A 24,978-nucleotide genomic window follows, 5' to 3' on the forward strand; every position below is an offset into this window, starting at 1 on the left:
TCAGGAGACCTGGTGGGAGCCGACTCTGTCGGCGATCCCGCGGCAGCGGGCCGGATGAAGCGACCATCACCCCTTCAACAAGACGACAACCGCCCCCGTGCCACCTTGCATCGGCCGCGCCGAGGCGAACGCCACCACGTCATCCCTTCGCCGCAACAACCGATCGGTCAGTCCCTTCAGCACCGGCCCGGCCGCCTTCGAACGCAATCCCTTGCCGTGAATGATGCGCACGCAGCGCACTCCATCGCGACGACACTCGGCGAGGAACTCAGCAATCGTCAGCTGCGCCGCCGCCACGTTCATCTGGTGCAGGTCGACGTCGGCCTGGATGCTGAACTGCCCACGCTTGAGCTGCTTCAGGAGTTTCGGCGGATAGCCATCGCGCAAATAAGACAGTTCTTCGCCCACCTCGAGGTCGGCGGGGTCATAGTCGAACTGCAGGGAGTCGGCGGGTACGGCGGCTTCGTCGGCATCGCGCATGTGCGGATGCGGCTCGGGCCTCGGGCGGCCGGGCACGGCGTCGACGGGCGCCATGGGGCGAACGTCGCCGATTGCCTCGCGAAAGAGACGGCTATCGTCGTCATGTACCGTCGAAGGGCGTCGCTTCATGGCTCCCATCCTAGCGGGCTTTCGTGAATCCGGCTGCCCGGTCCGGTAGACTTGGATGGTCGGGCGGCTTTCCGTGAGGTGGGGCCGCCGCACCCGTTTTTCGATCTGGATCAGCATGCAAGTTCTGGTTAGCAACGACGACGGCGTGGAGGCCCCTGGCATCCAGGTGCTGGCCGGGCGTCTGGTCGAGTTCGGTACGGTGACGGTCGTGGCGCCGGACCGCGACCGATCCGGCGCGAGCAATTCGCTTACCCTCGATGCGCCCATCCGCGTGCAGCGACTGGACAACGGTGCCTATCGCGTGGCCGGCACGCCCACCGACTGCGTCCATCTCGCGCTGTCCGGTCTGCTCGATCATGAGACGGACATCGTGGTGTCCGGCATCAACAATGTCGCCAACCTCGGCGACGACGTGATCTATTCGGGCACCGTGTCGGCCGCGATGGAAGGACGCTTCCTCGGGCTTCCCGCGATCGCCGTGTCGCTGGTGACGCGGGAAGGTTCGGGTCGCCACTTCCAAGCCGCCGCGAACGCCGTGCTCATGTTGATGCGCCGGCTGATCGTCGATCCGCTGCCGGCCGACACGATCCTCAACGTGAACGTGCCGGACCTGCCTTGGGAAGAGATCAACGGGTTCGAAGTCACCCGGCTCGGCAAGCGCCACCGGTCGGCACCCGCGATCCGCACCGCCGACCCGCGTGGCCGCACGATGTGGTGGATCGGTCCGCCGGGCGAGATCGAGGACGATGGTCCCGGCACGGATTTCGACGCCGTTCGTCGCGGCTATGTCTCGGTCACCCCGATCCATACCGACCTCACGCGCGTCCAGGCACTGGAGAAGGTCAGCAGCTGGGCACTTTCGCTGTCCTCGGCCATGGACAACGAGGAGGCGGCCTGAGGTGGTGAACCTGCATGCACTTCCGCCCTCCGCACTGCGCGGCGAGGGAATGACATCCCAGCGCGCACGCGATCGCCTGGTGGCGAAGCTCGCCGAGGAGGGCATTCGCGACGAGCGCGTGCTCGAGGTGATCCGCCAGCTGCCGCGCCATCATTTCATCGACCAGGCGCTGCACAGCCGCGCCTACGAGAACACCGCCCTGCCGATCGGCCATGGCCAGACCATCTCGCAACCCTGGATCGTCGCGAGGATGACCGAGGCGCTGATCGAGCACGGCGTGCCCGAGCGCGTGCTCGAAATCGGCACGGGTTCCGGTTACCAGGCCGCCGTGCTCGCCGGCATCGTGCCCACGGTCTACACGGTGGAGCGCATCGAGGAACTACTGCGCCAGGCGCGGCGGCGTTTCCGCCAACTGGGCATCGAGAACCTGCGGTCGCGGCACGACGACGGCAAGCTTGGCTGGGAATCGGAGGCGCCGTTCGAAGGCATCATCCTCACGGCCGCCGGCGATCGCATTCCGTCGAAGCTGCTCGACCAGTTGAAGCCAGGTGGCGTGCTGGTGGCACCCGTGGGCAGCCCCAGCCAGCAGGTGCTCGTGCGCCTGCGCAAGGACGAGCATGGCGCCGTGATCCGCGAGGACCTGGGCGCCGTGAGTTTCGTGCCGCTTCTCGGCGGCATCGGTTGATGCGTCCCCATCACAAGGAAACCCGCTGAATGCGGATGTTCGCTTCGCTCTACGAGCGCGCCATCGTCTGGGCGCGTCACCGCCATGCGGTCCGCTATCTCGCCGGACTCTCCTTCGTCGAAGCCTTCATCTTTCCCGTGATGCCGGAGATCATGCTGGCGCCGATGATGCTTGCCGAACCGCGCAAGGCGTTCCGTTTCGCCAACTGGAGCCTGCTGTTCTCGTTGCTGGGCTCGCTGGTGGGGTATGCCCTGGGTCATTTCGCCTACGAGGCGCTGAAGCCCCTGCTCGAATCGCTGCACCTGCTCGCGCCGATCCAGACGGGCGTGGCCAGCCTGCAGAAGGACATGCAGGCGCACTCGCTGGGTCTCTACATCGTGTTGGCGATGGCTGCCCTGCAGCCCGTGGTGCCGATGAAGTTCGTCACCTGGGCCTCGGGTATCGTCGGCGTGCCAGTGCTGCCGTTCCTCATCTGCATGATGATCGGCCGTGGCAAGCGCGTCTGGTTGCTGGCCTTGCTGGTCCGCCTGTTCGGTGAACGTGCGGAACAGATGCTGCGCAAACACATCGAATGGATAGGATGGGCTGTTATCGTAGCGATCATCCTCCTGGCTGCCTGGTGGTTCCTGTTGAGATGAGTGACCGTGAAGGGAAGTCCGCGATGCTCATGATCCGTCCGCTCGCGCTGGCCGCCGTGTTGGCCGCGGGCTTCATGCTTTCCGGATGCGACGTCACCCGCAGTTCGGTCGTCGTCACGCGCAGCCCGGGCAGCACCTACACGCCCGCGCGCGCCGCCACGCCGGCACCTCCGCCGGGCGGCAGCTACCGGGTGTCCAAGGGCGACACGCTCTACAGCATCGCCTTTCGCAACAAGGTGGATTTCCGCGACCTGGCCAGCTGGAACGGCATCGCTTCGCCCTACACGATCTGGCCAGGACAGGATCTGCGCCTCTCCCCGCCGGGACACGAGGACAAACCGCCGGCTTCGCACGCCGCACCCGTGGTCGCCACGGCGCCGCCTCCGCCGGCCGGGCATCCCGCACCGGCAGGTCAGCCGGTACAGCCGCCGGCCGCGGCCCAACCGCCACCGGCCCACGTGGCCGATACCGGGGCCGCCTTGCCACCGGCGGTTCCCGCGCCCGCGACCACGACGAACACCCCGGTCGTCATCGCGGGCAAGCCCGCGGAATCACTGGTTCCCACGCCGCCGCCACCGAGCGCTCCGGTGACGCAGCCGCCTGCGCCCGTCGAAAACCCGCCGGCCTCGACACCCATCGTGACCAGCGGGGCCACGCGTAGCGCGGGAGGGATCAACTGGCGCTGGCCCGCCGACGGCGCCATGTTGAAGAAATTCTCATCCAGCGACGCCATTCCCGGCATCGAGGTCGGGGGTAAGGCGGGCGATCCGGTCCGCGCCGCCGCCGATGGCGTCGTGGTGTACAGCGGCAACGGCCTGGTCGGCTACGGCGAACTCGTCATCATCAAGCACAGCGACAGCTTCCTCTCCGCTTACGGGCATAACCGAAAGCGCCTGGTGAAGGAAGGCGAGAAGGTGAAGGCCGGGCAGAGCGTGGCGGAGATGGGTTCCACCGGTGCCACGCGCGATGAATTGCAGTTCCAGATACGCCGTGACGGCAATCCGGTCGACCCTCTGCAGTACCTGCCGCCTCGCTAGGCGATCGGTGTTGGGTTCCTGTGGGAGCCGCTTCAGCGGCGATGGGTGCTTGACCTCATCTGGCCCGCTGCCGCGGGATCGCCGACAAGGTCGGCTCCCACATGGAGCGGCTCCTGCAGGGGCAGTCTCGTAGGATCAGCCGCCGCGCTTGCGCCTTGCTTCGAACGCCTGCAGATGCGCGAAGGCCACTTCCAGCAGGAGCGCGGGGACACCGGCATCGCGCGCGCGCCGCAGCATGTCGCCGACGATGTGGTCGGACTCGATGCGCTGGCCGGATTCCAGGTCGCGCAGCATCGATGCGGTCAGCGGCGAGCCCTCCTGCGTCAAGGTCTTCCAGGCGAACGATCGTGCGTTGTCCGGCACCGGGTGACCTGAGGCGCGGGCGACGGCCAGGCATTCCTCGTACATCCGCTCGGTGAGTTGGCGCCCGTCGTCCGTGGCGACGATATCGCCCACGCTGGCCCGGAACAGGCAAGTGGCACCCGCGAGCGTGGCCAGGAACGAGAACTTGGCCCAGAGGTCGCGTTGGATATCGGTGGAATGGGTGTGGTCGACCTTCGCCGCGGCGAAGGCAGCGGCGATGGCCTCGCACCGATCGCCGTGCTGCCGGCCGTCGCGCTCGCCGAAGGTGATCGAGGCGCCGTTGCCCAGATGGAGGATCTCGCCTTCAGGGCCTTTCGCCGCACTGATGACGCAGAGTCCGCCGACGACCTTGTCGGGCCCGAACCGCTTGTCGAGCACCGGGTAGTGGGCCAGGCCGTTGAGTATGGGCAGGATCGCGGTCGCTTCGCCTACGGCCGGATCGATCGCCTCGATGGCCGAGTGCAGGTCGTAGGCCTTGCAGGACAGCAGGACGAGATCGAAGGGCCCCACGCCGGTGATCTTGTCGGCGGTGACGTGGTTGACCCGCACCGTGGCGTCGCCGAAGGGGCTGCGGATCACCAGCCCCTTCTCGTCCAGCGTCTTGGCCCGTTCGGGCCGGACGAGAAAGGTGACGTCGGCACCTGCCTGGGCCAGCCGGCCACCGAAGTAGCCGCCGGTGCCACCGGCTCCAAGAACGAGGATGCGCATGGGAATCCCTCAGGGGAGGATGAATGCCGCGACCACACGCCGGCCTTCGCCCGCGAGCAGGCTGTAGGTCCGCGCCGCGGAGCCATTGGTCATCGCCTCGATGCCGATGCCGCGGCGCAGGAAACCCGCCATCACCTCGCCCGGAGGGAAGACCTGGCGTTCGCCCGTGCCCAGCAGGACCAGCTCCGGCTCCAGCGCGACGATCTTCTCGACATCGGCCAGCGTGAGCCGGGAGGCGTCGGTGGCGGTCCAGTCCTCGATGACCTCTTTCGGGGTCAGCAGGATGCTCTTGTGGAAGTCGCGGTCTACCACCGTGACCGTGTCGGCGCCCACCCGGCGCACGAAGAGGTACTCGCCGGGATGCTCGAACGACAGTTCCATGGGGGCTTACCGGGGCAGGGCCAGCTTCGGGTCCTGCTCGTTCCGGCGGAACAGGACGACGACGTGGCCGATTTCCTGGACCGTCTCCGATCCGGTCTGGCCGGTGAGGAAGGCGATCTGCGCCTGGCGTTCGTCCTTGTCGCCCCCGGAGAGCTTCACCTTGACCAGTTCATGGATGTCGAGGGCCTGGGCCAGTTCCTTGGCGACCGCCTCGGTAGCGCCCTTGTTCCCCAGCAGGATGACGGGGCGGAGATCGTGGGCAAGGCTGCGCAGGTAGCGGCGCTGTGTAGGGGAAAGCGACATTGCGTTCAGGTTCGATGTGCGGCTGATAGGCGTCAAAGGGTATCATGCACGACCTGCACCTTACTTATTGTTGGTCGAAAGCCCATGGCACGCAGCAAGAGCAGTTCCCGTTGGCTGCGGGAGCATTTCGACGATCCCTACGTCAAGAAGGCCCAGGCCGAGGGTCTTCGCTCCCGTGCCGTCTTCAAGCTCGAAGAGCTGATCGACCGCGATCGCCTGCTGAAGCCCGGCATGACGGTCGTCGACCTAGGCGCCGCCCCCGGTGGCTGGTCGCAGCTGGCGCGGCAGCGCATGGGTGACACGGGCACGGTCATCGCCCTGGACATCCTGCCCATGGCGGGCCTCGCCGGCGTGGACTTCATGCAGGGCGATTTCCGCGAGGAATCGGTCCTTCGCGAACTCGAAAGCAAGCTGGAAGGTCGGAAGGTCGATCTTGTCCTCTCGGACATGGCCCCCAATATGTCCGGTGTGGCACTCGCCGACCAGATCCGCGCCATGGACCTGTGCGACCTCGCCCGGCAGTTCAGCCTCGACTGGCTGAAGCCTGGTGGATCGTTCCTGGTGAAACTGTTCCAGGGGGCAGGGTTCGACGAGTACCTGAAGAACTTGCGCGCGGACTTCAGTCGCGTGACGATGCGTAAACCGAAGGCCTCCCGCGCACGTTCGCGAGAGGTCTATGCGCTGGCGACCGGCCTCAAGTCCGCGTCCCGGCAACCTGGCGAGAACCGCGCATGAATGAGATGGCGAAAAACCTGTTGCTCTGGCTGATCATCGCGGTGGTCCTGCTGACCGTGTTCCAGACGTTCAACCCGCATGGCGGGTCGTCCCAGGACATGTCCTACACGACCTTCGCCCAGCAGATCGACAACGGCAACGTGGCGAGCGGCACGATCACCTCGACCGCCCCGCCGACCATTACCGGCAAGTTGAAGGACGGCGGCTCCTACCGCACCGTGGTGCCGGTCGTGGGCCTGTCCACGAGCGACTTGGTCAAGCAGATGCGCGACAAGGGCGTCGAGCTTCGCCAGGAGCCGGCCGACAATGGCTTCTCGCTGCTCGGCCTGCTGTTCAACTGGCTGCCGATCATCATCTTCGTGGCCGTCCTGATCTGGTTCATGCGCCAGATGCAGGCGGGTTCGGGCGGCCGTGGTGCCATGAGCTTCGGTCGCTCGCGCGCCAAGCTGCAGGGCGAAGACCAGGTGAAGGTCAATTTCGGTGACGTCGCGGGTTGCGACGAAGCTAAGGAAGAAGTCGGCGAGCTGGTGGAATTCCTGCGCGATCCCGGCAAGTTCCAGAAGCTGGGCGGCAAGATCCCGCGAGGCGTGCTGATGGTCGGCCCGCCGGGTACCGGCAAGACCCTGCTCGCCAAGGCGATCGCGGGCGAGGCCAAGGTGCCGTTCTTCTCGATCTCCGGCTCCGACTTCGTCGAGATGTTCGTCGGCGTCGGCGCGAGCCGCGTGCGCGACATGTTCGAGCAGGCGAAGAAGCACGCACCGTGCATCATCTTCATCGACGAGATCGACGCCGTCGGCCGCCATCGTGGCGCCGGCATGGGTGGCGGTCACGACGAGCGCGAGCAGACGCTCAACCAGCTGTTGGTCGAGATGGATGGATTCGAAGGCACCGAAGGCATCATCGTCATCGCCGCCACCAACCGTCCCGACGTGCTCGATCCGGCGCTGCTGCGTCCGGGCCGTTTCGACCGTCAGGTGGTCGTGGGCCTGCCGGACGTGAAGGGTCGTGAGCAGATCCTCAAGGTGCACATGCGCAAGGTGCCGACCGCGGCCGATGTCGAGGCGATGGTCATCGCGCGCGGCACGCCGGGCTTCTCCGGCGCCGATCTTGCCAACCTCGTCAATGAAGCGGCTTTGTTCGCCGCCCGCGAGAACGCGCGCGAAGTACGCATGAGCCATCTCGATCGCGCACGCGACAAGATCCTCATGGGTTCCGAGCGCCGCTCGATGGCGATGAACGACGAAGAGAAACGTCTCACCGCCTACCACGAGGCCGGCCACGCGATCATCGGCCGTCTCGTGCCCGAGCACGATCCGGTCTACAAGGTCACGATCATTCCGCGCGGCCGCGCCCTCGGCGTGACGATGTACCTGCCGGAAGGCGACCGGTACAGCATAAACAAGGTCGCGATCGAATCGCAGCTGTGCTCGCTGTACGGCGGCCGCGTTGCCGAGGAACTCATCTTCGGCCACGACAAGGTCACCACCGGTGCGTCCAACGACATCGAGCGCGCGACGAAGATGGCGCGCAACATGGCGACCAAGTGGGGCCTGTCCGATGAACTCGGGCCGGTGACCTATGGTGAGGAAGAAGACGAGGTCTTCATCGGCCGCTCGGTCACGCAGCACAAGAGCGTGTCCAACGAGACCGCGCGCAAGATCGATGAAGTGGTGCGCACCATCCTCGATCGCGCTTATGCGCGCAGCAAGGAGCTGCTCACCACCAATATCGACAAGCTGCACGTGATGGCCGAGGCGCTGCTGCAGTACGAGACGATCGACGCGCGCCAGATCGACGACATCATGAACAACCGCGAGCCGGGTCCTCCGGCCGACTGGCAGAAGCCGGGTTCGACGCCGCCGCCTCCGCCGCCCCGTGGCGATGCCGGCTCCGCGCCGGACAAGGTCGGCAGGCCGGCTACACAGCTGTAAAGGGAAGGGCGGCCAAGGCCGCCCTTTCTTCGTTCAGACGGCTATTTACAGCGACTGTTACGAATCCGAGAAAAAAAGATGCACAAAAGTGTTGACGCGTGCGTCCGATATCTGAATAATTCCGCTTCTCGGCACGGCGCTAACGCTTCACGGCGATAGTCACCGAGTCTAAGGTTTCAAGTGTGCGCCCGTAGCTCAGCTGGATAGAGTACCAGGCTACGAACTTGGTGGTCGGGAGTTCGAATCTCTCCGGGCGCACCATTTTTTAAGCAGCAAAGCCGTCGCCTTCGTGCAACGGACGCGGTAGTTGAAAGTGTGGTGTGTTCATACAGATTGACGGGCTTGAGTTTGACCCGTAACATTTGAAGGCTTCACCCCAGCGTATCGGGATAGTGCTTTAAGTTTCGGGGTATAGCTCAGTCTGGTAGAGCGCCAGCTTTGGGAGCTGGATGTCGGGGGTTCGAATCCCTCTGCCCCGACCAGTTGGCGTTCTACATACAGTGCCTGCGCCTGTAGCTCAATCGGATAGAGCATCGGCCTTCTAAGCCGACGGTTGCAGGTTCGATTCCTGTCGGGCGCGCCAAATGGTGTTTTATGGTGGGCGTAGCTCAGCTGGTTAGAGTACCGGATTGTGATTCCGGATGTCGTGGGTTCGAGTCCCATCGTCCACCCCACTTACAACGTAGCTGCAAGTTTTAACGGGCCGTTAGCTCAGTTGGTAGAGCAGTTGACTCTTAATCAATTGGTCGTAAGTTCGAATCTTACACGGCCCACCAATTCAAGACGCCGGTAGCTCCCGCTACCGGCGTTTTCTTTTAGAATGAATCGCTGCGCGAGAGTGGCGGAATTGGTAGACGCACCAGATTTAGGTTCTGACGCCGCAAGGCGTGCGGGTTCGAGTCCCGCCTCTCGCACCATCCTCAGCGCGTGAACAGGCCGCGCTTTTTCGGGTTCTTCGCCTAGGGAATGCGTGAAGAAGCCTTTTACCGGTGCTTGTCCGAAAGGGCCACGAACAGCCCCAGCGCGATCATGACAATGCCCGACACGCGCGACAGCAGGCGCTCCCGTCGCGCCTTGGCCTCCGATGCGAGGAAGCGGCTGGCGGCGAACACCGCGACCAGGTCGGCGCCGGTGTTGAGCAACACGCAGATCGTGCCGAGCAGGATGAACTGCGGTGCGAAAGCGTGGGTGGGCGAGACGAATTGCGGAATGAATGCGATGAAGAACATGGCGGTCTTCACGTTCAAGGCTTCCACGACGATGCCATCCCTGAAGGCTTTTTTCGCTCCGGCACGGGCCACGCGGGGAACATCCGTTGCTTCGGCTCGTGCGAGCAGTATCTTCAGGCCGAGGTAAAGCAGGTAGGCCGCGCCCAGGTATTTGATCGCGGAATACAGGACGGGCGATTCCGCTATCAGCAACGACAACCCCAGCGCCGACAGCAGGACATGTACCATGCCGCCGCCGGCCGTTCCCACCGACGACGCGACACCTTCCGCACGACCACCCGCCACCGTGCGGGCCACCACGTAGGCGATGCCTGGACCAGGCACGATCGCCAGCGCCGTGGCTGCAAGCAGGAACGATATCGAAGGAAGCATGACTGGGTCCGTGGTTGGGTTAATATATTGACCGCGTAGTTCAAGGTATCGACTGATGACCACAAAAGTCAATATATCGACCGGGCCGGATACAGGCCTCGATGGACTCAGCGCGGCGCTATCGACGCGCATGAAGACGCTTCGTGCGAACGCGGGGCTGACGCTGGACGGCCTTTCCAAGCGCTCCGGCGTTAGCAAGGGCATGCTGGTGGAGATCGAGAAAGGCACCGCCAACCCGAGCATCGGTACGCTGTGCAAGGTCGCCGCGGCCTTCGGCGTGTCGGTCGCCGACATCGTCAGCGTCGCCCAGGCGTCGCCCGTACGCCGTGTCGCCGGCGGCGACATTCCCACCCTGTGGACCGGAAGCGAGGGTGGCAGCGCACGATTGCTTGCCGGTACCTCGGGTCCCGACATGATCGAACTCTGGCGCTGGGTCATGCGACCCGGTGAATCCTACGAGTCGCAGGGACATCCCACGGGAACGATGGAGTTGTTCCATGTCGAGAAGGGCGAGCTTCACCTGATCGTTGGTGGCGCGACGCTCCTGCTGCCGAAAGGCGACTCCGCGATCGCCCGCACCGATGTGCCACACCGTTATGCGAATGAAGGAAAGACCGAACTCGTTTTCACGATGACGGTCGCGGAATTGCATCGACGCGGATAGCTGGCGCGCGATGGCTCTGTAGCGCGATCAGGCCCGAACGCGGCGCGCCACGATCAGTCCCAAAGCCGCCAGTACGACCGTGATAGCGAAATTGGCGGCGAATGCGGCGGCGTGCGAGACGTCGAGCAGGGCGCCGAACAAGGAGCCACCAATGGCGAGCGTGGTCGCGACCATCAACGATTCGCACAGCTGCAACGCTGAACTGTTCGTGCCCTGTTCGTGCTCGGCGGACATCGACAAGGCGAGCACGGCGACGGTGCCGTAGAGCATGCCCATGCCGAGGCCCGTAAGCAGCCAACCAGCGACGGAGGCGATGACCGGCATCCAGGCGAACGTGCTGAGCGACGCGACGATGACGCCGATCACCATCAGGACGGTGCCGCGATTCAGCAGCGCCTGTCGCGAGATCTTCGCGTAATGGCCCTGATACCACGAACCCGAGAACCAGCCGATCGCGCCCACGCTGATGGCGATGCCGGCCCACATCGGCGACAGCCCGTGTTCGCTCGACAAGGCCAGGGGCAGGAAGGCCTCGGTGCCGAAGAACGCGGAAGCGGCGACGCCACGCAGGGCGACCACGGCGGGGAGGCCACGCGCCCCTCGCAGGGTGCCCGGTGGAAGCAGGCGTCGCCCGCAGAGATACAGCAGTGCGATGGCTGGCGCGAACAAGGCGGCCGCGAGCCAGCCGTGTTCCTGTCCGGCGACGAACAGCAGGCAGACGCCGAGGGAGGCGCCGACCGCGTTCATCATCCGCCCAGGAGCGTCGCCGGCGACGCCCGTGGGCTTGCCCAGCGAACGCAGGGCACCTCGCAACCCTGCCGCGGCGGGAATCGCCAGCAGCGGTACGCCGAGGAAGACCCAGCGCCAGCCGACATGCTCGACGATGGCGCCGCTCACGGCGGGACCGATCAACGCCGGCACGACCCAGCCTGCCGAGAACGACGCGAACACCTTCGGTCTCAGCGACTCCGGATACAGCCGGCCCACGATCACGTAAAGGGCGGGCGACAGGCAGCCCGCGCCCAGCCCCTGGATCAGGCGACCGACCAGCAAGGTAGGCATGTCGTGGGCGAAGCCGGCGATCAGCAGGCCGAAGACGAAACCCGCCAGGCCGGTCCACATGGCGGGAGCCGGGCCTCGTCGATCGCTCCAGCGACCGGACAGGGTCATGCCGATGACGCTGGTGGCCAGGACGCCGCCGAAGGCGAGGGCGTACGCCTTCAGTCCGTTGAGGTCGCGCGCCACCGTGGGCATGGCCGTGGTGACCGCCAGGGCTTCGAAGGCGATCAGCGAGATGAGGGCGACCATGCCGATGGTGGCCGCCCGGTAGGGAGGGGCGAGGATGCCGGGCGGGTGGGGTGTTCCGGTGGTGCTGTAGAGGTCTGGGTCCGACGTTCCCACGTTCATTCTGCTTCCTTGGGGAAAGGGGAGTTTCGCACGCTTGCGTGCTTTGCCCGGGAGGCGCAGCATGAGACCTCAACGTTTGTTGAGGTCAAGCGATGCGTGAACTGAGCGTGGGCGAGGCGGCGAAACGGTCGGGCCTGGCCGTGTCGGCGCTGCACTTTTACGAGCGCAAGGGCCTGATCCGAAGCCTGCGGACGGCCGGCAACCAGCGTCGCTATGCGTCCGACGTGCTCCGCCGGCTCGCTGTGATCCGGGTCGCCCAGCGGGTCGGAGTGCCCTTGGACGCCGTTCGGCGGGCTTTTTCCAGCCTGCCGGACGAGAGGACGCCAACGCGCGAGGAGTGGGCCAGGATGTCCGCCGCCTGGCGGGAGGAACTGGAGGAGCGGATCGCCCTGCTGGTCAACCTCAAGGATCGGCTGACCGATTGCATCGGTTGTGGCTGCCTGTCCCTGACGGCCTGCGCCCTGGCTAATCCGGGCGATGCGCTGGCCGTGGAGGGCGGCGGCCCCAGGCGCTGGGAACCGGGTTGACGACGGTTGCGGCGGCGGGAGGCCAAAACGTAGAATGGGCAGTCATTTGCGGGGTTTTTCGCCGCCGGGGGGAAGGTCGCGGCGGCCGGCCCCGGATTCGCGGTGAATTCCTTTGTTTCGGTTACGGCGACGGATGTTCGCCATCGCGCCACGTCCGTGGTGGTTTCAGGAGAGGTCATGCAGGTTTCGGTTGAGAATGTCGGCAAGCTCGGGCGCAAGCTCACGGTGAAGTTCCCGGCGGAGCGTCTCGAGTCGCAGGTCAGCGAGCGCATCGCGGAAATGGGCCGTACGGTGCGGCTGAAGGGCTTCCGTCCGGGCAAGGTGCCGGCCAACGTGATCAAGCAGCGCTTCGGCGCGCAGGTCCGTGGCGAAGCCCTGTCCGAGCTCATCGGCAGCACGCTCCGCGATGCCGTCACGCAGGAAAAGCTGCAGCCGATCGCCAACCCGTCCGTGGACACCACGGGCAATGCCGAGAACGGCGAGATCGCCTACACGGCCACCTTCGAGGTGATGCCGGAGTTCCCGGCCGTCGACGTCTCCGCGCTCGAGATCGCCCGTCCGAAGGCCGAGGTCAAGGACACCGACATCGACAAGATGATCGAGACCCTGCGCACGCAGCGCCGTAGCTTCGACGAAGTGTCGCGTGCGTCGAAGGAAGGCGACTTCGTCATGTTCGAATACGCCGCCGAAGCCGGGGACTACCGCTTCCCGGCCGAAGGCCTCGAGCGCGCGGGCAGCGTGCTCGGTTCGGGCACCCTGTTCAAGGCGCTGGACGAAGCCCTGACCGGCCGCAGCGCTGGCGAGGACCTGGTCCAGGACGTGGCCTTCCCCGAAGACTTCCGCAACCCGGACCTGGCCGGCAAGACCGCCAAGGTCACCTTCAAGATCGTGAAGGTGCAGGAACCGAACCTGCCGGCCGTGGACGCCGAGTTCGTGAAGATGTTCGGCGTGGCCGACGGCGACATCGAGACCTTCCGCAAGGAAGTCCGCGCCAATCTCGAGCGCGAACTGAAGGCCACCCTGATGGCCCGCCTGAAGTCCGAAGTGGCGGAAAAGCTGGCCAATGCCTACCCGGACCTCGACGTGCCGGAGCTCATGGCAAACGCCGAGGCCCACAGCCTCGCCGCCGGCAACCTGCCGCGTGGCCAGGAGCCGGCTCCCGAGATGATCGCCGAGGCGGCGCCGTTCGCCCGCAAGCGCGTCATCGCCGCTCTCCTGATGGGTGAGATCGCCCGCAAGAACGAGCTCCGCCTCGACCGCAAGCGGATGAGCGAGATGCTCACGGCGATCGCCTCGACCTATGAGGAACCGGAAAAGGTCATTGAACTGTATAACGGTGACCCCCAACTGATGTCGGGACTGCAGAACCGCGTGATGGAAGACCAGGTGGCCGAGTGGGTGGCGGATAATGCCAAGACCACCGACCAGGAACTGAGCTTCGACGAGGTGATGCGACCGATCGGCGCGTAAGCTCCATTCAGAGCACGCCGATCCACTGGCAACAACCGGGCCCCACACGAAGGAGAGACCCCATGTCCATGGCTCCGATCCAGAATCTCAACCTGGTGCCCATCGTCGTCGAGCAGACTTCGCGTGGCGAGCGTTCGTACGATATCTACTCACGTCTCCTCAAGGAGCGCGTGATCTTCGCCGTCGGTCCGGTCGACGATTACATGGCCAATGTGATCGTCGCCCAGCTGCTTTTCCTCGAGTCGGAGAACCCGGACAAGGACATCAGCCTGTACATCAACAGCCCGGGTGGCTCGGTCACCGCGGGCATGGCGATCTACGACACGATGCAGTTCGTGAAGCCGGACGTCAGCACGATGTGCATCGGCCAGGCCGCCTCCATGGGCGCCCTGCTGCTGGCCGCCGGCGCGGCGGGCAAGCGTTACTCGCTGCCGCATTCGCGCATCATGATCCACCAGCCCTGGGCTGGCGGCATCTCCGGCCAGGCCACGGACATCGAGATCCATGCCCGCGAGATCCTGACCATGCGCGAGCGGCTCAACGCGATCCTCGCCAACCACAGTGGCAAGACGGTGGAAGAGATCGCCCGTGACACCGAGCGCGACCGCTTCATGAGCGGCGCGGAGGCCCAGGCCTATGGCCTGATCGACTCGGTTCTCGACAAGCGTACGGTCGATACCGTCCGTTCAGCTTGATTGAACTTTTTCGCTTGTGAAAACCGGCACTTCGCCCCTGAGTCCAGGGGCGGAGGGCTGTGCTATTCTCAAAGCGCACCTGGATTCTCAGTAGGGCCCATAGCATGAGCGACGAGCGGCAAAGCCGTTCCAACGACGGCGGCAAGATCCTTTATTGCTCTTTCTGCGGCAAGAGCCAGCATGAAGTGCGCAAGCTGATCGCCGGCCCAAGCGTGTTCATCTGCGACGAATGCGTTGAGCTGTGCAACGACATCATTCGCGAGGAACTGGAAGAAAAGGCGGCCTCCGGTCGCACGCACCTTCCGAAGCCGCGCGAGATCATGGAAGCGCTCGACCAGTACGTGGTCGGCCAGACGCGCGCCAAGAAGGCGCTCTCCGTCGCGGTCTACAACCACTACAAGCGCATGGAATCGCGCCAGAAGAACGACGACATCGAGTTGGGCAAGTCCAACATCCTCCTGATCGGTCCGACCGGTTCGGGCAAGACGCTGCTGGCCGAAACGCTGGCGCGCCTGCTCAACGTACCGTTCACGATCGCCGACGCGACCACGCTGACCGAAGCAGGCTACGTGGGCGAGGATGTCGAGAACATCATCCAGAAGCTCCTGCAGAAGTGCGACTACGACGTCGAGAAGGCGCAGAGCGGCATCGTCTACATCGATGAAATCGACAAGATTTCGCGGAAGAGCGAAAACCCGTCGATCACCCGCGACGTGTCCGGCGAAGGCGTGCAGCAGGCACTGCTCAAGCTCATCGAAGGCACGCTCGCCTCCGTGCCGCCGCAGGGCGGGCGCAAGCATCCCCAGCAGGAGTTCCTGCAGGTCGACACGCGCAACATCCTCTTCATCTGCGGCGGCGCGTTCGCCGGGCTGGAGAAGGTGATCCAGCAGCGTTCCGAGACCACCGGCATCGGTTTCGGCGCCGAAGTGCGCTCGAAGGAGCGCACGGAGAACGTCGGCAAGATGCTCTCGGAAGTCGAGCCAGCGGACCTGGTCCGTTTCGGCCTGATTCCCGAGTTCGTGGGCCGCCTGCCCGTGGTCGCCACGCTCGATGAACTCGACGAGGCGGCCCTGGTGCAGATCCTCACCGAGCCGAAGAACGCGGTCACCAAGCAGTTCCGCAAGCTGTTCGACATGGAAGGCGCCGAACTGGAATTCCGTCCGGAAGCCTTGTCCGCCATCGCCCGTCGCGCGCTCAAGCGCAAGACCGGCGCACGCGGACTGCGAACCATTCTCGAACAGGTATTGCTTGACACGATGTTCGAACTTCCTTCGCTGGAACATGTCAGCAAGGTCGTCGTGGACGACGCGGTGATCGACGGCCAGGCCGAGCCCTACCTGATCTACCGCGGCAACCTGCAACAGCAGCGGATCGCGGGCGAGGGCGGCGACGCGGCCTGATTCGTCTGGCAGAGCAAGTCATGGCGGCCCCGGCGTTCCACGACGCCGGGGCCGTTTTTCTTTGCATGCCCGGCTCTTGATCGACCCTCCGCGAACCACCACTTGACGTCTATGGCGGCTCCGGCGCAGTGTCGGGGCGAGGCCCAAATCTTCCGAGGGAAACCCCAAGCACATGGCGAAGAATCGCAGCCAAACCACGAGCGGATCCGAACTGGACCTGTTGCCGGTCCTGCCCCTGCGTGACGTCGTCGTCTACCCGCACATGGTCATCCCGCTCTTCGTCGGGCGCGACAAATCCATGCGTGCGCTGGAACGGGCGATGGAAGGCGAGCGGCAGATCCTGCTCGTCGCGCAGAAGAGCCCGGACATCGACGATCCCTCCATCGGCGACCTGCACCAGGTGGGTACGCTCGCCGGCGTCCTGCAATTGCTGAAACTGCCCGACGGCACCGTGAAGGTGCTGGTCGAAGGACAGTCGCGCGTGCAGATCGACGCTTTCGAGGACGAGGCCGGCATGATGAGCGGCCGTGCCCGCGTCATCGAGCCCATCTACACCAGCAACGAGCGCGAGCTCGACGTGGTCTCGCGCTCGCTCGTTTCCCTGTTCGAACAACTGGTGAAGCAGAGCCGCAAGCTCCCGCCGGAGATCCTGGCCACGCTTTCGGGCATCGACGATCCCTCGCGTCTCGCCGATTCCATCGCCGCGCACCTCTCCGTGCGCATGGGCGACAAGCAGAAGGTGCTCGAGACCGCCGACGTCGGCCAGCGCCTGGAGCTGCTCATCGGGCTGGTCGATGGCGAGATGGACCTGCAGCAGGTCGAGAAACGCATCCGCGGCCGCGTGAAGTCGCAGATGGAGAAGAGCCAGCGCGAGTACTACCTCAACGAGCAGATGAAGGCCATCCAGAAGGAACTGGGTGACGGTGAGGAAGGCGCGAACGAGATCGAAGAGCTGCAGAAGAAGATCGACGCAGCCGGCATGCCGAAGGCGGTGCTCGCCAAGGCGCGCCAGGAATTCAACAAGCTCAAGCAGATGTCGCCGATGTCGGCCGAGGCCACGGTCGTGCGCAACTACCTCGACTGGGTGGTGGGCGTGCCGTGGAAGAAGCGCAGCAAGGTCCGCAAGGATCTCGCGCTGGCCCAGGAGACACTCGACGCCGATCACTTCGGCCTCGAGAAGGTGAAGGAGCGCATCCTCGAATACCTCGCCGTCCAGCAGCGGGTGAACACGATGAAGGGCCCGATCCTGTGCCTCGTCGGTCCGCCCGGCGTGGGCAAGACCTCGCTGGGACAATCGATCGCGAAGGCGACCAACCGCAAGTTCGTCCGCATGAGCCTGGGCGGCGTGCGCGACGAGGCAGAGATCCGCGGCCATCGCCGTACGTACATCGGTTCGATGCCCGGGCGCATCGTGCAGAACCTCAACAAGATCGGTACGAAGAATCCGCTGTTCGTCCTCGACGAGATCGACAAGATGTCGATGGACTTCCGCGGCGATCCCTCGTCGGCGCTGCTCGAGGTGCTCGATCCGGAGCAGAACAACGCGTTCAACGACCACTACCTGGAAGTCGACCTCGACCTCTCCGAGGTGATGTGGATCGCCACGGCCAACTCGTTGAACATTCCCGGCCCGTTGCTCGACCGCATGGAGGTCATCCGCATCCCGGGTTACACCGAGGACGAGAAGCTCAACATCGCGCAGAAGTACCTGTTGCCGAAGCAGCTCAAGGCCAATGGACTGCGTGCCGAGGAGCTGGCGGTCGGCGAGGACGCGCTGCGCGACATCGTGCGCTACTACACGCGCGAGTCGGGCGTGCGCAACCTCGAACGCGAGATCTCCAAGATCTGCCGCAAGGTGGTCAAGGAGATCGCGCTGGGGACCGTGCCGGCCAAGGCGAAGGCCAAGGTCAAGAAGGCACCCGCGAAGGCCGCCAAGGGCAAGGCGCTGGCGCCTGCCCAGGTCCGCGTCGACGGCGAGAACCTCGATCACTACCTCGGCGTGCGCCGCTTCGACTTCGGTCGTGCGGAGCAGCAGAACGAGGTGGGCCTGGTCACCGGCCTCGCTTGGACCCAGGTGGGCGGCGACCTGCTGAGCATCGAAGCCTCGGTCGTGCCGGGCAAGGGCAGGCTGGTCCACACCGGACAACTCGGCGACGTGATGAAGGAATCGATCCAGGCGGCGTTGAGTGTCGTTCGGGCGCGCGTCGCGGCGCTCGGTATCGAGCCGGACTTCCACGAGAAGCTGGACATCCACATCCACGTGCCGGAAGGCGCCACGCCCAAGGACGGCCCGAGCGCGGGAATCGCGATGTGCACGGCCCTGGTCTCCGCACTGACCAAGGTGCCCGTGCGCTCGGAAGTGGCCATGACCGGTGAGATCACCCTGCGTGGCCGCGTGCTGCCCATCGGTGGCCTCAAGGAGAAGTTGCTCGCGGCCCACCGGGGTGGCATCACCACGGTGATCATCCCCGAGGAAAACAAGAAGGATCTCGTCGACCTCCCGGAGAACATCACGGGGTCGCTCGACATCCACGCGGTGAAGTGGATCGACGAGGTGCTCGATCTCGCCCTGGAACGCCCACTGAGCCCGAAGAAGACGGGCGAGGGTGGCGAGGACGTGGAGGTACCGAGCCAGCCGGCCAAGCGCGGCAAGGGCAAGGCATCGCCGTCGCTCACGCACTGAGGCGCTTCATCGTTCCTCCTCACGAACGAGGGCACACGTAAGTGTGCCCTTTTCGTTTTCGTCGTCCTGTCATGGCGCCCCCGCGATAATCGTTTTTCCCGCCGCGCGCAAGCCTCCAAAGACCATGCATATGTGCTGAAAGCCTTGGTATTGCTTGTATTGCGATGGTGGGAGGGCACTGGTATAAAGGCGACACCGCAATCGCCCGCGCCGCAAGGGCGCCATGGATAGCGGGGTCGGCGAACGATGCCACTGGGTTTCGATTCGACGATCTGCCGTCTTCTCGTACAGGATCGCTGTCCAGCGATTCGAATTACCTTTGAAGGGAGTTACGTAATGAACAAATCCGAACTGATCAACGCCATTGCCGAAAAGAGCGAGCTGACCAAGGCCGACGCCGCCAAGGCTCTCGAGGCGTTCATCGATGCGGTGAAGGACAGCCTCAAGAAGGGCGACGACGTGGCTCTCATCGGCTTCGGCACCTTCAAGCTGCGCAGCCGCGCAGCCCGTACCGGCCGCAACCCGCGCACCAATGCGGAAATCAAGATCCCGGCGTCCAAGGCTCCGGCCTTCACCGCTGGCAAGGCGCTGAAGGATCACGTAAACTAATCGGTTCTTACCGTAGGGGGTGCTTAGCTCAGCGGTAGAGCGTCGCCTTTACACGGCGCTGGTCGGGGGTTCGATCCCCTCAGCACCCACCAAACGTAAGTGGAGTGGTAGTTCAGTCGGTTAGAATGCTGGCCTGTCACGCCGGAGGTCGCGGGTTCGAGTCCCGTCCACTCCGCCATTGGTCCGCAAAGGCGCCCGCGTGGCGCCTTTGCTTTATCTACCGCCGGTAAGGGTTATCGGCGTCACCTTCGCGAGTCGCATCATGCTGCAAGCCCTGCGTAACAAGATCCATGGCTGGCCCGCCGCCATCGTGCTCGGTATCTGTGTTTTCGCCGTCGCGTTCTTCGGTATCGAGTCGTACTTCGTGTCGCGTGTCGACACCTACGTCGCGAAGATCGGCGATCACGAGATCTCCCAGCAGGACTGGCAGCAGCGGCTCAACGAGCTCCGCCAGCAGGCCGCGCAGGACCCGCGCTCGCCGTTCACGGCCGCCGACCTCGAAAAGCCCGAGCTGAAACAGCGCGTACTGGACGGCATGATCAGCCAGGCGCTGTTGCAACAGGCCAACACCGACCTCGGCCTCGTGGTGTCCGATGCGAGCGTGCGCTCGGCGATCGGCAGCGATCCCGGGTTCCAGGTCAACGGCCAGTTCAGTCCGGAAGCGTATCGCGCGATCCTCTCGATGCAGGGCATGAGCCCGGGCATGTACGAGGCCAAGGTACGTGCCTCGCTCGCCACGCAGATCCTCCCGGAGGCCATCGCTAACACCACGCTGGTCAGCGACGCCGATGTCGATGCGTTCTTCCGCCTGCGTCTGCAGCAGCGCGACCTGCGCTTCGTCGAGTTGCCGCGCCCGTCGCTCACCGACGCCAGCGTCGCCGATGCCGACATCGACGCGTTCTACAAGTCGCACATCGCCGACTACACCACGCCGGAACAGGTTTCCGTGCAGTACCTCGAAGTGAAGCAGTCCGAACTCAAGGTGGGCGAACCCACCGACGAGCAGCTGCACGCGTTCTACGACAAGTTCAAGCAGCGTTACGCCCAGCCGGAACAGCGCGAGGCGTCGCACATCCTGGTCAACGTGCCGAAGAACGCCACGCCGGAGCAGCAGAAGGCCGCGCTCGAGAAGGCGAAGAAGATCGCCGCGGAAGCCACGCCGGAGAACTTCGCCAAGCTCGCCGCCGAGAACTCCGACGACCTGGGCTCCAAGCGCGGCGGCGGCGACCTCGGCTGGTTGGAGAAGGGCGTCGCGAACGCCGCCTTCGACACGGCGTTGTTCGGCATGAAGAAGGGCGATATCACGAAGGAGCCCGTGCTTTCGCCGGAAGAGGGCTACCACATCATCTGGCTGCGCGATGCGCGCGAAGGCGACGCCAAGCCATTCGCCGAGGTGCGCGCGCAGTTGGCCACGGACTGGGCCAAGAACGAAGGCGAGCGCCTCTACAACGAGCGTGCCGGACAGCTTGCCGATCTCGCCGACCGCAATCCCGGTTCGCTTGAGCCGGCGGCGAAGGAACTCGGCCTCGAGATCAAGACCTCGCCGCTGTTCGGTCGTGACGGCGGTCCCGGCATTCCGTCGGACCCGAAGTTCATCGCCGCGGCCTTCGCCGACGACGTGCTCGCCCAGGGCAACAATTCGTCGCTGGTCCAGGTCGACAAGGGCGACGCGCTGGTGATGCATCTGGCCAAGCACAACGCTGCCGCACCGAAGCCGTTGGCCGAGGTCGCCGATGCCGTGCGCCAGCGCATCCTTGACGAGCGTGTCGACGCGTTGGCGAAGAAGCAGGCCGACGATCTCATCGCGCAGTTGGCCAAGGGCGGCGACATCGCCACCCTGGTGAAGGCTCCGGTGCGCACGCTCGCCGGGCTGGAGCGCAGCAAGCTCGCCAGCATCAATGACGTGCCGCCGGCGATCCTGCAAGGCGCCTTCACCCTGCCTCATCCGACCAACGGCAAGGCCGCGTGGACCACGGTGCAGACCGGCAACGGCGCCTATGCGCTGGTCGCGGTCGACAAGGTCACCGATGGCGATCCGTCCAAGGTCGAGAAGGGCCAGCGCGACGCCCTCCGTGGTCAGATGATGGACGCGATGGCCCAGGCCGCCACACTGGAATACATCCAGGCGCTGAAGGCCCGCGGCGAGATCAAGATCGCCCAGGACCGCATGTAAACAGCTTGGTGGGAGCCGACCTTGTCGGCGATCCCGCGCAGCGGGCCAGGTTACGGCAAGCATTCATCGCCGACGGGGTCGCCTCCCACCAAAGCTTGCTTTCCATGCGGAAGCGCATGGCCACCGACCCGATTACAATGCGCGTCTCATTGCGCCAAAGGGACATTCCGTGATCATCCAGCCCAAGGTCCGTGGCTTCATCTGCACCACCGCTCATCCGGTCGGTTGCGCGAAGAACGTCGAAGAACAGATCGCCATCACCAAGGCCAGCGGCGCATTTGCCGACGGTCCGAAAAGCGTGCTGGTGATCGGCGCTTCCACCGGCTACGGCCTGGCCTCGCGCATCACCGCCGCCTTCGGCCATGGTGCCGCCACGTTGGGGGTGTTTTTCGAGAAGCCATCCAGCGAGGCGAAGACGGGTACGGCCGGTTGGTACAACTCCGCCGCGTTCGACAAGCTGGCGCGTGAAGCCGGCTTGTTCAGCCGATCGATCAACGGCGATGCCTTCGCGGACGAAACACGCGCGAAGGCCATCGAGATCATCAGGAACGAGATGGGCGGCAAGGTCGACCTCGTCGTCTATTCGCTGGCTTCGCCGGTGCGCAAGCTACCCAAGACCGGCGAAGTGGTGCGTTCGGCGTTGAAGACCATCGGCGAGACGTTCACCGCGTCGTCCGTGGACACCAACAAGGATGCGGTCATCCAGGCATCCGTCGAACCCGCGACGGAGCAGGAGATCAAGGACACCGTCACCGTCATGGGTGGCGAAGACTGGGCGTTGTGGATGGAGGCGTTGAGCGAAGCCGGCGTGCTTGCCGATAACGCCACCACCGTCGCCTACAGCTATGTCGGCACCGAGATCACCTGGCCCATCTACTGGCATGGCACGCTCGGCCAGGCCAAGCAGCATCTCGATCGCACGGCGAAGGAACTGCGCGACCGTTACGCGGCGAAGGGCCTGCGCGCCTACGTCGGCGTGATGAAGTCGGTGGTGACCCAGGCCAGTTCCGCGATTCCGGTGATTCCCCTGTACGTCTCCATGGTCTTCAAGATCATGAAGGCGAAGGGTATCCACGAAGGCACGATCGAGCAGATCAACCGCCTGTTCCACGATCGGCTTTACCGTCTCGACGGAAAGGCCGCTGAGACCGATGCCGACGGGCGCCTGCGTCTTGACGACTGGGAGTTGCGTGAGGACGTGCAGGGCGAGTGCAAGGCGCTATGGCCCACCGTCACCACGGACAACCTGTGGCAGGTCACCGACTATGCCGGTTACAAGCACGACTTCATCAAGCTGTTCGGCTTCGAGGCGAAAGGCGTCGACTACGACGCGGACATCAGCCCCGACGTGCAGTGGGACGTCGTGCAGCTCTGATGGAATAGGAAGGAACCGACCGCCATCGCGCCTCAGCGTGACGCGGTCAGCTTCAATACCTGCCCGGGCTTCACCGCCTGCGTCTGCAGGTCGTTCCACTTCATCAACTGCTCGACGCTCACCTGGTGGCGGCGTGCGATCGTCCAAAGCGATTCGCCGTTGTTGACCTTGTGGATGACGACCTGTGGCTCGTCCACTTTGACGGGCTTCGACGGCTTGCCCGCCTTGGCCACCGCCCGCGCGTTCTTCGCGGTGGCGCCGGCCTTCGCCTTACCCTTCGTGGACTTCACCGGTGCGTCCGCGGCGGCGTCGTCGGCCACCGGCCCGGCGATATCGGCGACCGGATCGACCGGCCCCAGCTTGTACTGGTCCGCTGCCGACTTCGGCAATAAGAGGCTGGAACTGATCGTGCCCTTGCTCGTCCGATAGGCCGGATTGAAATCGCGCAGGTCGTTCATCGACAGCCCCGATTGCTTCGCTGCCTGGGCCAGCGACTGCGGGCTCGATACCTGCACCACCTGCAGCGTGTCTTCGCGATCCTGGCGCGGCAGGCTCACGTTGAAGCGTGCGGGATCGCGCACGATGCAGGCCATGGCCATGAGCTTCGCCAGGTGTTCCTTGGTGCCTGCCTTCATCGGCACGTCCGGCAGGCCATCGCCATCCGACGGCCCGCCGTGTTTGTCGAGTGTCTTCTTCAAGCCGAATTCGCCGGCGTTGTAGGCGACATCGACCAGGCGCCAGTCGCCGAGATCGTCGTAGTAGCGGCGCATCATGCTCATCACCGATTCGGTCGACTTGGTGATGTCCAGGCGCTCGTCGTAGTTCTTCTCCACGCGCAGGCCGAGGGTGCGCGCCGTCTGCGGCATGATCTGCCACATGCCCGCGGGGCGGTTCCTCTGGCCCGGCACGTGACGGTACTGGCTCTCCACCCAGGGCAGCAGGGCGAACTCGCCCGCCACGCTGTGCTTCATCGCCGACTTGTGCGCATAGACGATCAGCGGCAGCACTTCGTTCACCTGCTGCTCGAAACGGTTCGGCTGCTTCGTATAAGTGCGTGCCCAGGCCATCACCTGCGGGTCGGCATCGCATCCGGGCATGGCGAAGCTGTCGCGCATGTCGGACCAGAAGTCGGCCGGTGGAGCGGGGCGCAGCAGCTTCGGCGCCACCGCCACGTCTTGTACGGGGGTGACCGGCGCCGCCGTGACGGTGGGCGATGGAGGCGCAGGTCGCACCATGCCGCCCGCACACGCGGTGAGCAGGAGGGGAAGGAGGGTAGGCAGCAGGCGCCGGCTCGATACGTTCATGCGCTGAAGGTGTCCTTGGCCCGGCGTAGCGCGGCGAAGCGCTCCGTCCTCGTGGCGTGGTCCTGGCCCTGGACATGGAGCCAGCGGGCGATGGCCTCGCTGTCCACGCGCAGGAACGGGTTGGTGGCGAACTCATCGGCGAGGCGGGTCGGCACACTCGGCCGGCCCTCCTGACGAAGGCGCGCCACCTCGTCACGACGGTGGCGCAGGGCACCGTTGTCCGGATCGACGCTGAGCGCGAAGCGGATGTTCGATGCGGTGTACTCGTGCGCACAGCAGACCAGGGTCTCTGGCGGGAGGTCGGCGAAACGGTCCAGGGAGGCGAGCATCTGCTCCGGCGTGCCTTCGAAGAGGCGGCCGCAGCCGACACTGAACAAGGTATCGCCGCAGAACAGGAAGCCCTCGCCATGGTAGGCGATGTGCGAGGTGGTATGCCCGGGGACGGCGATCACCTTGAAGCTGGCCTTGGGCGCATCCAGTGTGAAGGTGTCGCCGCCCTCGACGATCTGGTTCTTCGGCTGGATGCGGGGATCGGCGGGGGCGTACACCTCCACGTCGTGGTGGCGGACCAGGTCCGATACGCCGCCGATGTGATCGTTGTGATGGTGTGTCAACAGGATGGCCGTCAGCCGCCAGCCTCGCTCTTTCAGCGCGGCTTCGACAGGGGCGGCTTCACCGGGATCCACGACGAAGGCGTTGCCTTCGTCATCGGCGACCAGCCAGATGTAGTTGTCGCTCAAGGCCGCGACGGGGACCCAATGCATCGGGCGAACTCCGTTACG

General features: G+C 65.0%; 23 protein-coding genes and 8 tRNA genes. 23 read left to right on the top strand and 8 right to left on the bottom strand.

The window, feature by feature from the left end:
- Positions 1-66 precede the first annotated feature (66 nt).
- Positions 67-609 carry a Smr/MutS family protein gene (locus ACN9M2_RS06920; RefSeq protein ID WP_426287882.1) on the bottom strand — a complete coding sequence of 181 codons (543 nt, stop codon included), beginning with the start codon at positions 607-609 and terminating at the stop codon, positions 67-69.
- Between the two features lie 115 nt (positions 610-724).
- On the opposite strand from ACN9M2_RS06920, the gene surE reads away from it, so the two are divergent.
- Genes surE through ACN9M2_RS06940 form a run of 4 tightly spaced genes read left to right on the top strand, consistent with a single transcriptional unit; the run spans position 725 to position 3,867 of the window.
- Positions 725-1,507, top strand: a complete 783-nt coding sequence (gene surE, locus ACN9M2_RS06925; RefSeq protein ID WP_426287378.1) for a 5'/3'-nucleotidase SurE — start codon at positions 725-727, stop codon at positions 1,505-1,507.
- Positions 1,508-1,556: 49 nt separating this feature from the next.
- Positions 1,557-2,192 (top strand): protein-L-isoaspartate(D-aspartate) O-methyltransferase, encoded by a 636-nt coding sequence (locus ACN9M2_RS06930; RefSeq protein ID WP_426287379.1) that lies wholly within the window; start codon positions 1,557-1,559, stop codon positions 2,190-2,192.
- 29 nt (positions 2,193-2,221) lie between these two features.
- On the top strand, positions 2,222-2,830 hold the full coding sequence (locus tag ACN9M2_RS06935) for a YqaA family protein (protein ID WP_306847738.1): 609 nt from the start codon (positions 2,222-2,224) through the stop codon (positions 2,828-2,830).
- A 23-nt stretch (positions 2,831-2,853) separates the two neighbouring features.
- Positions 2,854-3,867: a peptidoglycan DD-metalloendopeptidase family protein gene (locus tag ACN9M2_RS06940; protein ID WP_426287380.1), complete on the top strand. Its 1,014-nt coding sequence runs from the start codon at positions 2,854-2,856 to the stop codon at positions 3,865-3,867.
- Positions 3,868-4,002: 135 nt separating this feature from the next.
- Here the strand turns inward: ACN9M2_RS06940 and panE are convergent, their stop codons facing one another.
- Genes panE through ACN9M2_RS06955 form a run of 3 tightly spaced genes read right to left on the bottom strand, consistent with a single transcriptional unit; the run spans position 4,003 to position 5,622 of the window.
- Entirely contained in the window at positions 4,003-4,944 is a 942-nt protein-coding gene (gene panE / locus ACN9M2_RS06945) for a 2-dehydropantoate 2-reductase (RefSeq protein WP_426287883.1), read from the bottom strand.
- A gap of 3 nt (positions 4,945-4,947) precedes the next feature.
- Entirely contained in the window at positions 4,948-5,319 is a 372-nt protein-coding gene (locus ACN9M2_RS06950; protein WP_306847732.1) for an Mth938-like domain-containing protein, read from the bottom strand.
- 6 nt (positions 5,320-5,325) lie between these two features.
- A complete protein-coding gene (locus ACN9M2_RS06955) occupies positions 5,326-5,622 on the bottom strand; it encodes a YhbY family RNA-binding protein (protein ID WP_371024669.1) in 297 nt (98 codons plus the stop codon).
- An 84-nt stretch (positions 5,623-5,706) separates the two neighbouring features.
- Between ACN9M2_RS06955 and rlmE the strand changes: the two genes are divergently transcribed.
- From rlmE to ACN9M2_RS06995, 8 genes are all read left to right on the top strand, one after another.
- The gene (rlmE, locus tag ACN9M2_RS06960; RefSeq protein ID WP_426287381.1) at positions 5,707-6,357 is read left to right on the top strand and encodes a 23S rRNA (uridine(2552)-2'-O)-methyltransferase RlmE; all 651 of its coding nucleotides are present in this window, start codon (positions 5,707-5,709) and stop codon (positions 6,355-6,357) included.
- Complete coding sequence (gene ftsH / locus ACN9M2_RS06965; protein ID WP_426287382.1) at positions 6,354-8,288, top strand: ATP-dependent zinc metalloprotease FtsH; 1,935 nt, start codon at positions 6,354-6,356, stop codon at positions 8,286-8,288. The genes rlmE and ftsH overlap by 4 nt, the downstream gene beginning before the upstream one ends.
- Positions 8,289-8,472: 184 nt before the next feature.
- A tRNA-Arg gene (locus tag ACN9M2_RS06970) sits at positions 8,473-8,549 on the top strand.
- A gap of 144 nt (positions 8,550-8,693) precedes the next feature.
- Positions 8,694-8,770 (top strand) — tRNA-Pro (locus ACN9M2_RS06975).
- A gap of 24 nt (positions 8,771-8,794) precedes the next feature.
- Positions 8,795-8,871: transfer RNA gene (locus ACN9M2_RS06980), tRNA-Arg, on the top strand.
- A 14-nt stretch (positions 8,872-8,885) separates the two neighbouring features.
- A tRNA-His gene (locus tag ACN9M2_RS06985) sits at positions 8,886-8,962 on the top strand.
- Between the two features lie 26 nt (positions 8,963-8,988).
- Positions 8,989-9,064: transfer RNA gene (locus tag ACN9M2_RS06990), tRNA-Lys, on the top strand.
- A gap of 56 nt (positions 9,065-9,120) precedes the next feature.
- Positions 9,121-9,205 (top strand) — tRNA-Leu (locus ACN9M2_RS06995).
- 66 nt (positions 9,206-9,271) lie between these two features.
- On the opposite strand, the gene ACN9M2_RS07000 is transcribed toward ACN9M2_RS06995, so the two are convergent.
- Positions 9,272-9,889 (bottom strand): LysE family translocator, encoded by a 618-nt coding sequence (locus ACN9M2_RS07000; RefSeq protein WP_426287383.1) that lies wholly within the window; start codon positions 9,887-9,889, stop codon positions 9,272-9,274.
- Between the two features lie 55 nt (positions 9,890-9,944).
- Between ACN9M2_RS07000 and ACN9M2_RS07005 the strand changes: the two genes are divergently transcribed.
- Positions 9,945-10,553: a helix-turn-helix domain-containing protein gene (locus ACN9M2_RS07005; protein ID WP_426287384.1), complete on the top strand. Its 609-nt coding sequence runs from the start codon at positions 9,945-9,947 to the stop codon at positions 10,551-10,553.
- A 27-nt stretch (positions 10,554-10,580) separates the two neighbouring features.
- Here the strand turns inward: ACN9M2_RS07005 and ACN9M2_RS07010 are convergent, their stop codons facing one another.
- Complete coding sequence (locus ACN9M2_RS07010; protein ID WP_426287385.1) at positions 10,581-11,960, bottom strand: MFS transporter; 1,380 nt, start codon at positions 11,958-11,960, stop codon at positions 10,581-10,583.
- A 92-nt stretch (positions 11,961-12,052) separates the two neighbouring features.
- Between ACN9M2_RS07010 and soxR the strand changes: the two genes are divergently transcribed.
- The 10 genes from soxR (at position 12,053) to fabV (ending at position 22,892) form a co-directional block, all read left to right on the top strand.
- A complete protein-coding gene (soxR, locus tag ACN9M2_RS07015) occupies positions 12,053-12,487 on the top strand; it encodes a redox-sensitive transcriptional activator SoxR (protein WP_426287386.1) in 435 nt (144 codons plus the stop codon).
- Between the two features lie 177 nt (positions 12,488-12,664).
- A complete protein-coding gene (tig, locus tag ACN9M2_RS07020; protein WP_426287387.1) occupies positions 12,665-13,957 on the top strand; it encodes a trigger factor in 1,293 nt (430 codons plus the stop codon).
- Positions 13,958-14,025: 68 nt separating this feature from the next.
- Positions 14,026-14,652 (top strand): ATP-dependent Clp endopeptidase proteolytic subunit ClpP, encoded by a 627-nt coding sequence (clpP, locus tag ACN9M2_RS07025; protein ID WP_371024703.1) that lies wholly within the window; start codon positions 14,026-14,028, stop codon positions 14,650-14,652.
- 104 nt (positions 14,653-14,756) lie between these two features.
- Entirely contained in the window at positions 14,757-16,052 is a 1,296-nt protein-coding gene (gene clpX / locus ACN9M2_RS07030; protein WP_371024660.1) for an ATP-dependent Clp protease ATP-binding subunit ClpX, read from the top strand.
- A gap of 172 nt (positions 16,053-16,224) precedes the next feature.
- The gene (lon, locus tag ACN9M2_RS07035) at positions 16,225-18,735 is read left to right on the top strand and encodes an endopeptidase La (RefSeq protein ID WP_426287388.1); all 2,511 of its coding nucleotides are present in this window, start codon (positions 16,225-16,227) and stop codon (positions 18,733-18,735) included.
- Between the two features lie 336 nt (positions 18,736-19,071).
- Positions 19,072-19,344, top strand: coding sequence for an HU family DNA-binding protein (locus tag ACN9M2_RS07040; RefSeq protein ID WP_426287389.1), 273 nt, complete (start codon positions 19,072-19,074; stop codon positions 19,342-19,344).
- 17 nt (positions 19,345-19,361) lie between these two features.
- Positions 19,362-19,436, top strand: a tRNA-Val gene (locus tag ACN9M2_RS07045).
- Positions 19,437-19,445: 9 nt separating this feature from the next.
- Positions 19,446-19,522 (top strand) — tRNA-Asp (locus ACN9M2_RS07050).
- Between the two features lie 84 nt (positions 19,523-19,606).
- Entirely contained in the window at positions 19,607-21,517 is a 1,911-nt protein-coding gene (locus ACN9M2_RS07055; protein WP_426287390.1) for a SurA N-terminal domain-containing protein, read from the top strand.
- Positions 21,518-21,686: 169 nt separating this feature from the next.
- Entirely contained in the window at positions 21,687-22,892 is a 1,206-nt protein-coding gene (fabV, locus tag ACN9M2_RS07060; RefSeq protein ID WP_426287391.1) for an enoyl-ACP reductase FabV, read from the top strand.
- A gap of 32 nt (positions 22,893-22,924) precedes the next feature.
- Here fabV and ACN9M2_RS07065 read toward each other — a convergent pair whose 3' ends face one another.
- Complete coding sequence (locus ACN9M2_RS07065; RefSeq protein WP_426287392.1) at positions 22,925-24,196, bottom strand: transglycosylase SLT domain-containing protein; 1,272 nt, start codon at positions 24,194-24,196, stop codon at positions 22,925-22,927.
- A complete protein-coding gene (gene gloB, locus ACN9M2_RS07070) occupies positions 24,193-24,960 on the bottom strand; it encodes a hydroxyacylglutathione hydrolase (RefSeq protein WP_426287393.1) in 768 nt (255 codons plus the stop codon). The genes ACN9M2_RS07065 and gloB overlap by 4 nt, the downstream gene beginning before the upstream one ends.
- Between the last annotated feature and the right edge of the window lie 18 nt (positions 24,961-24,978).

This window comes from Luteibacter sp. E-22 (genome assembly GCF_049913125.1).
Lineage (GTDB): Bacteria > Pseudomonadota > Gammaproteobacteria > Xanthomonadales > Rhodanobacteraceae > Luteibacter.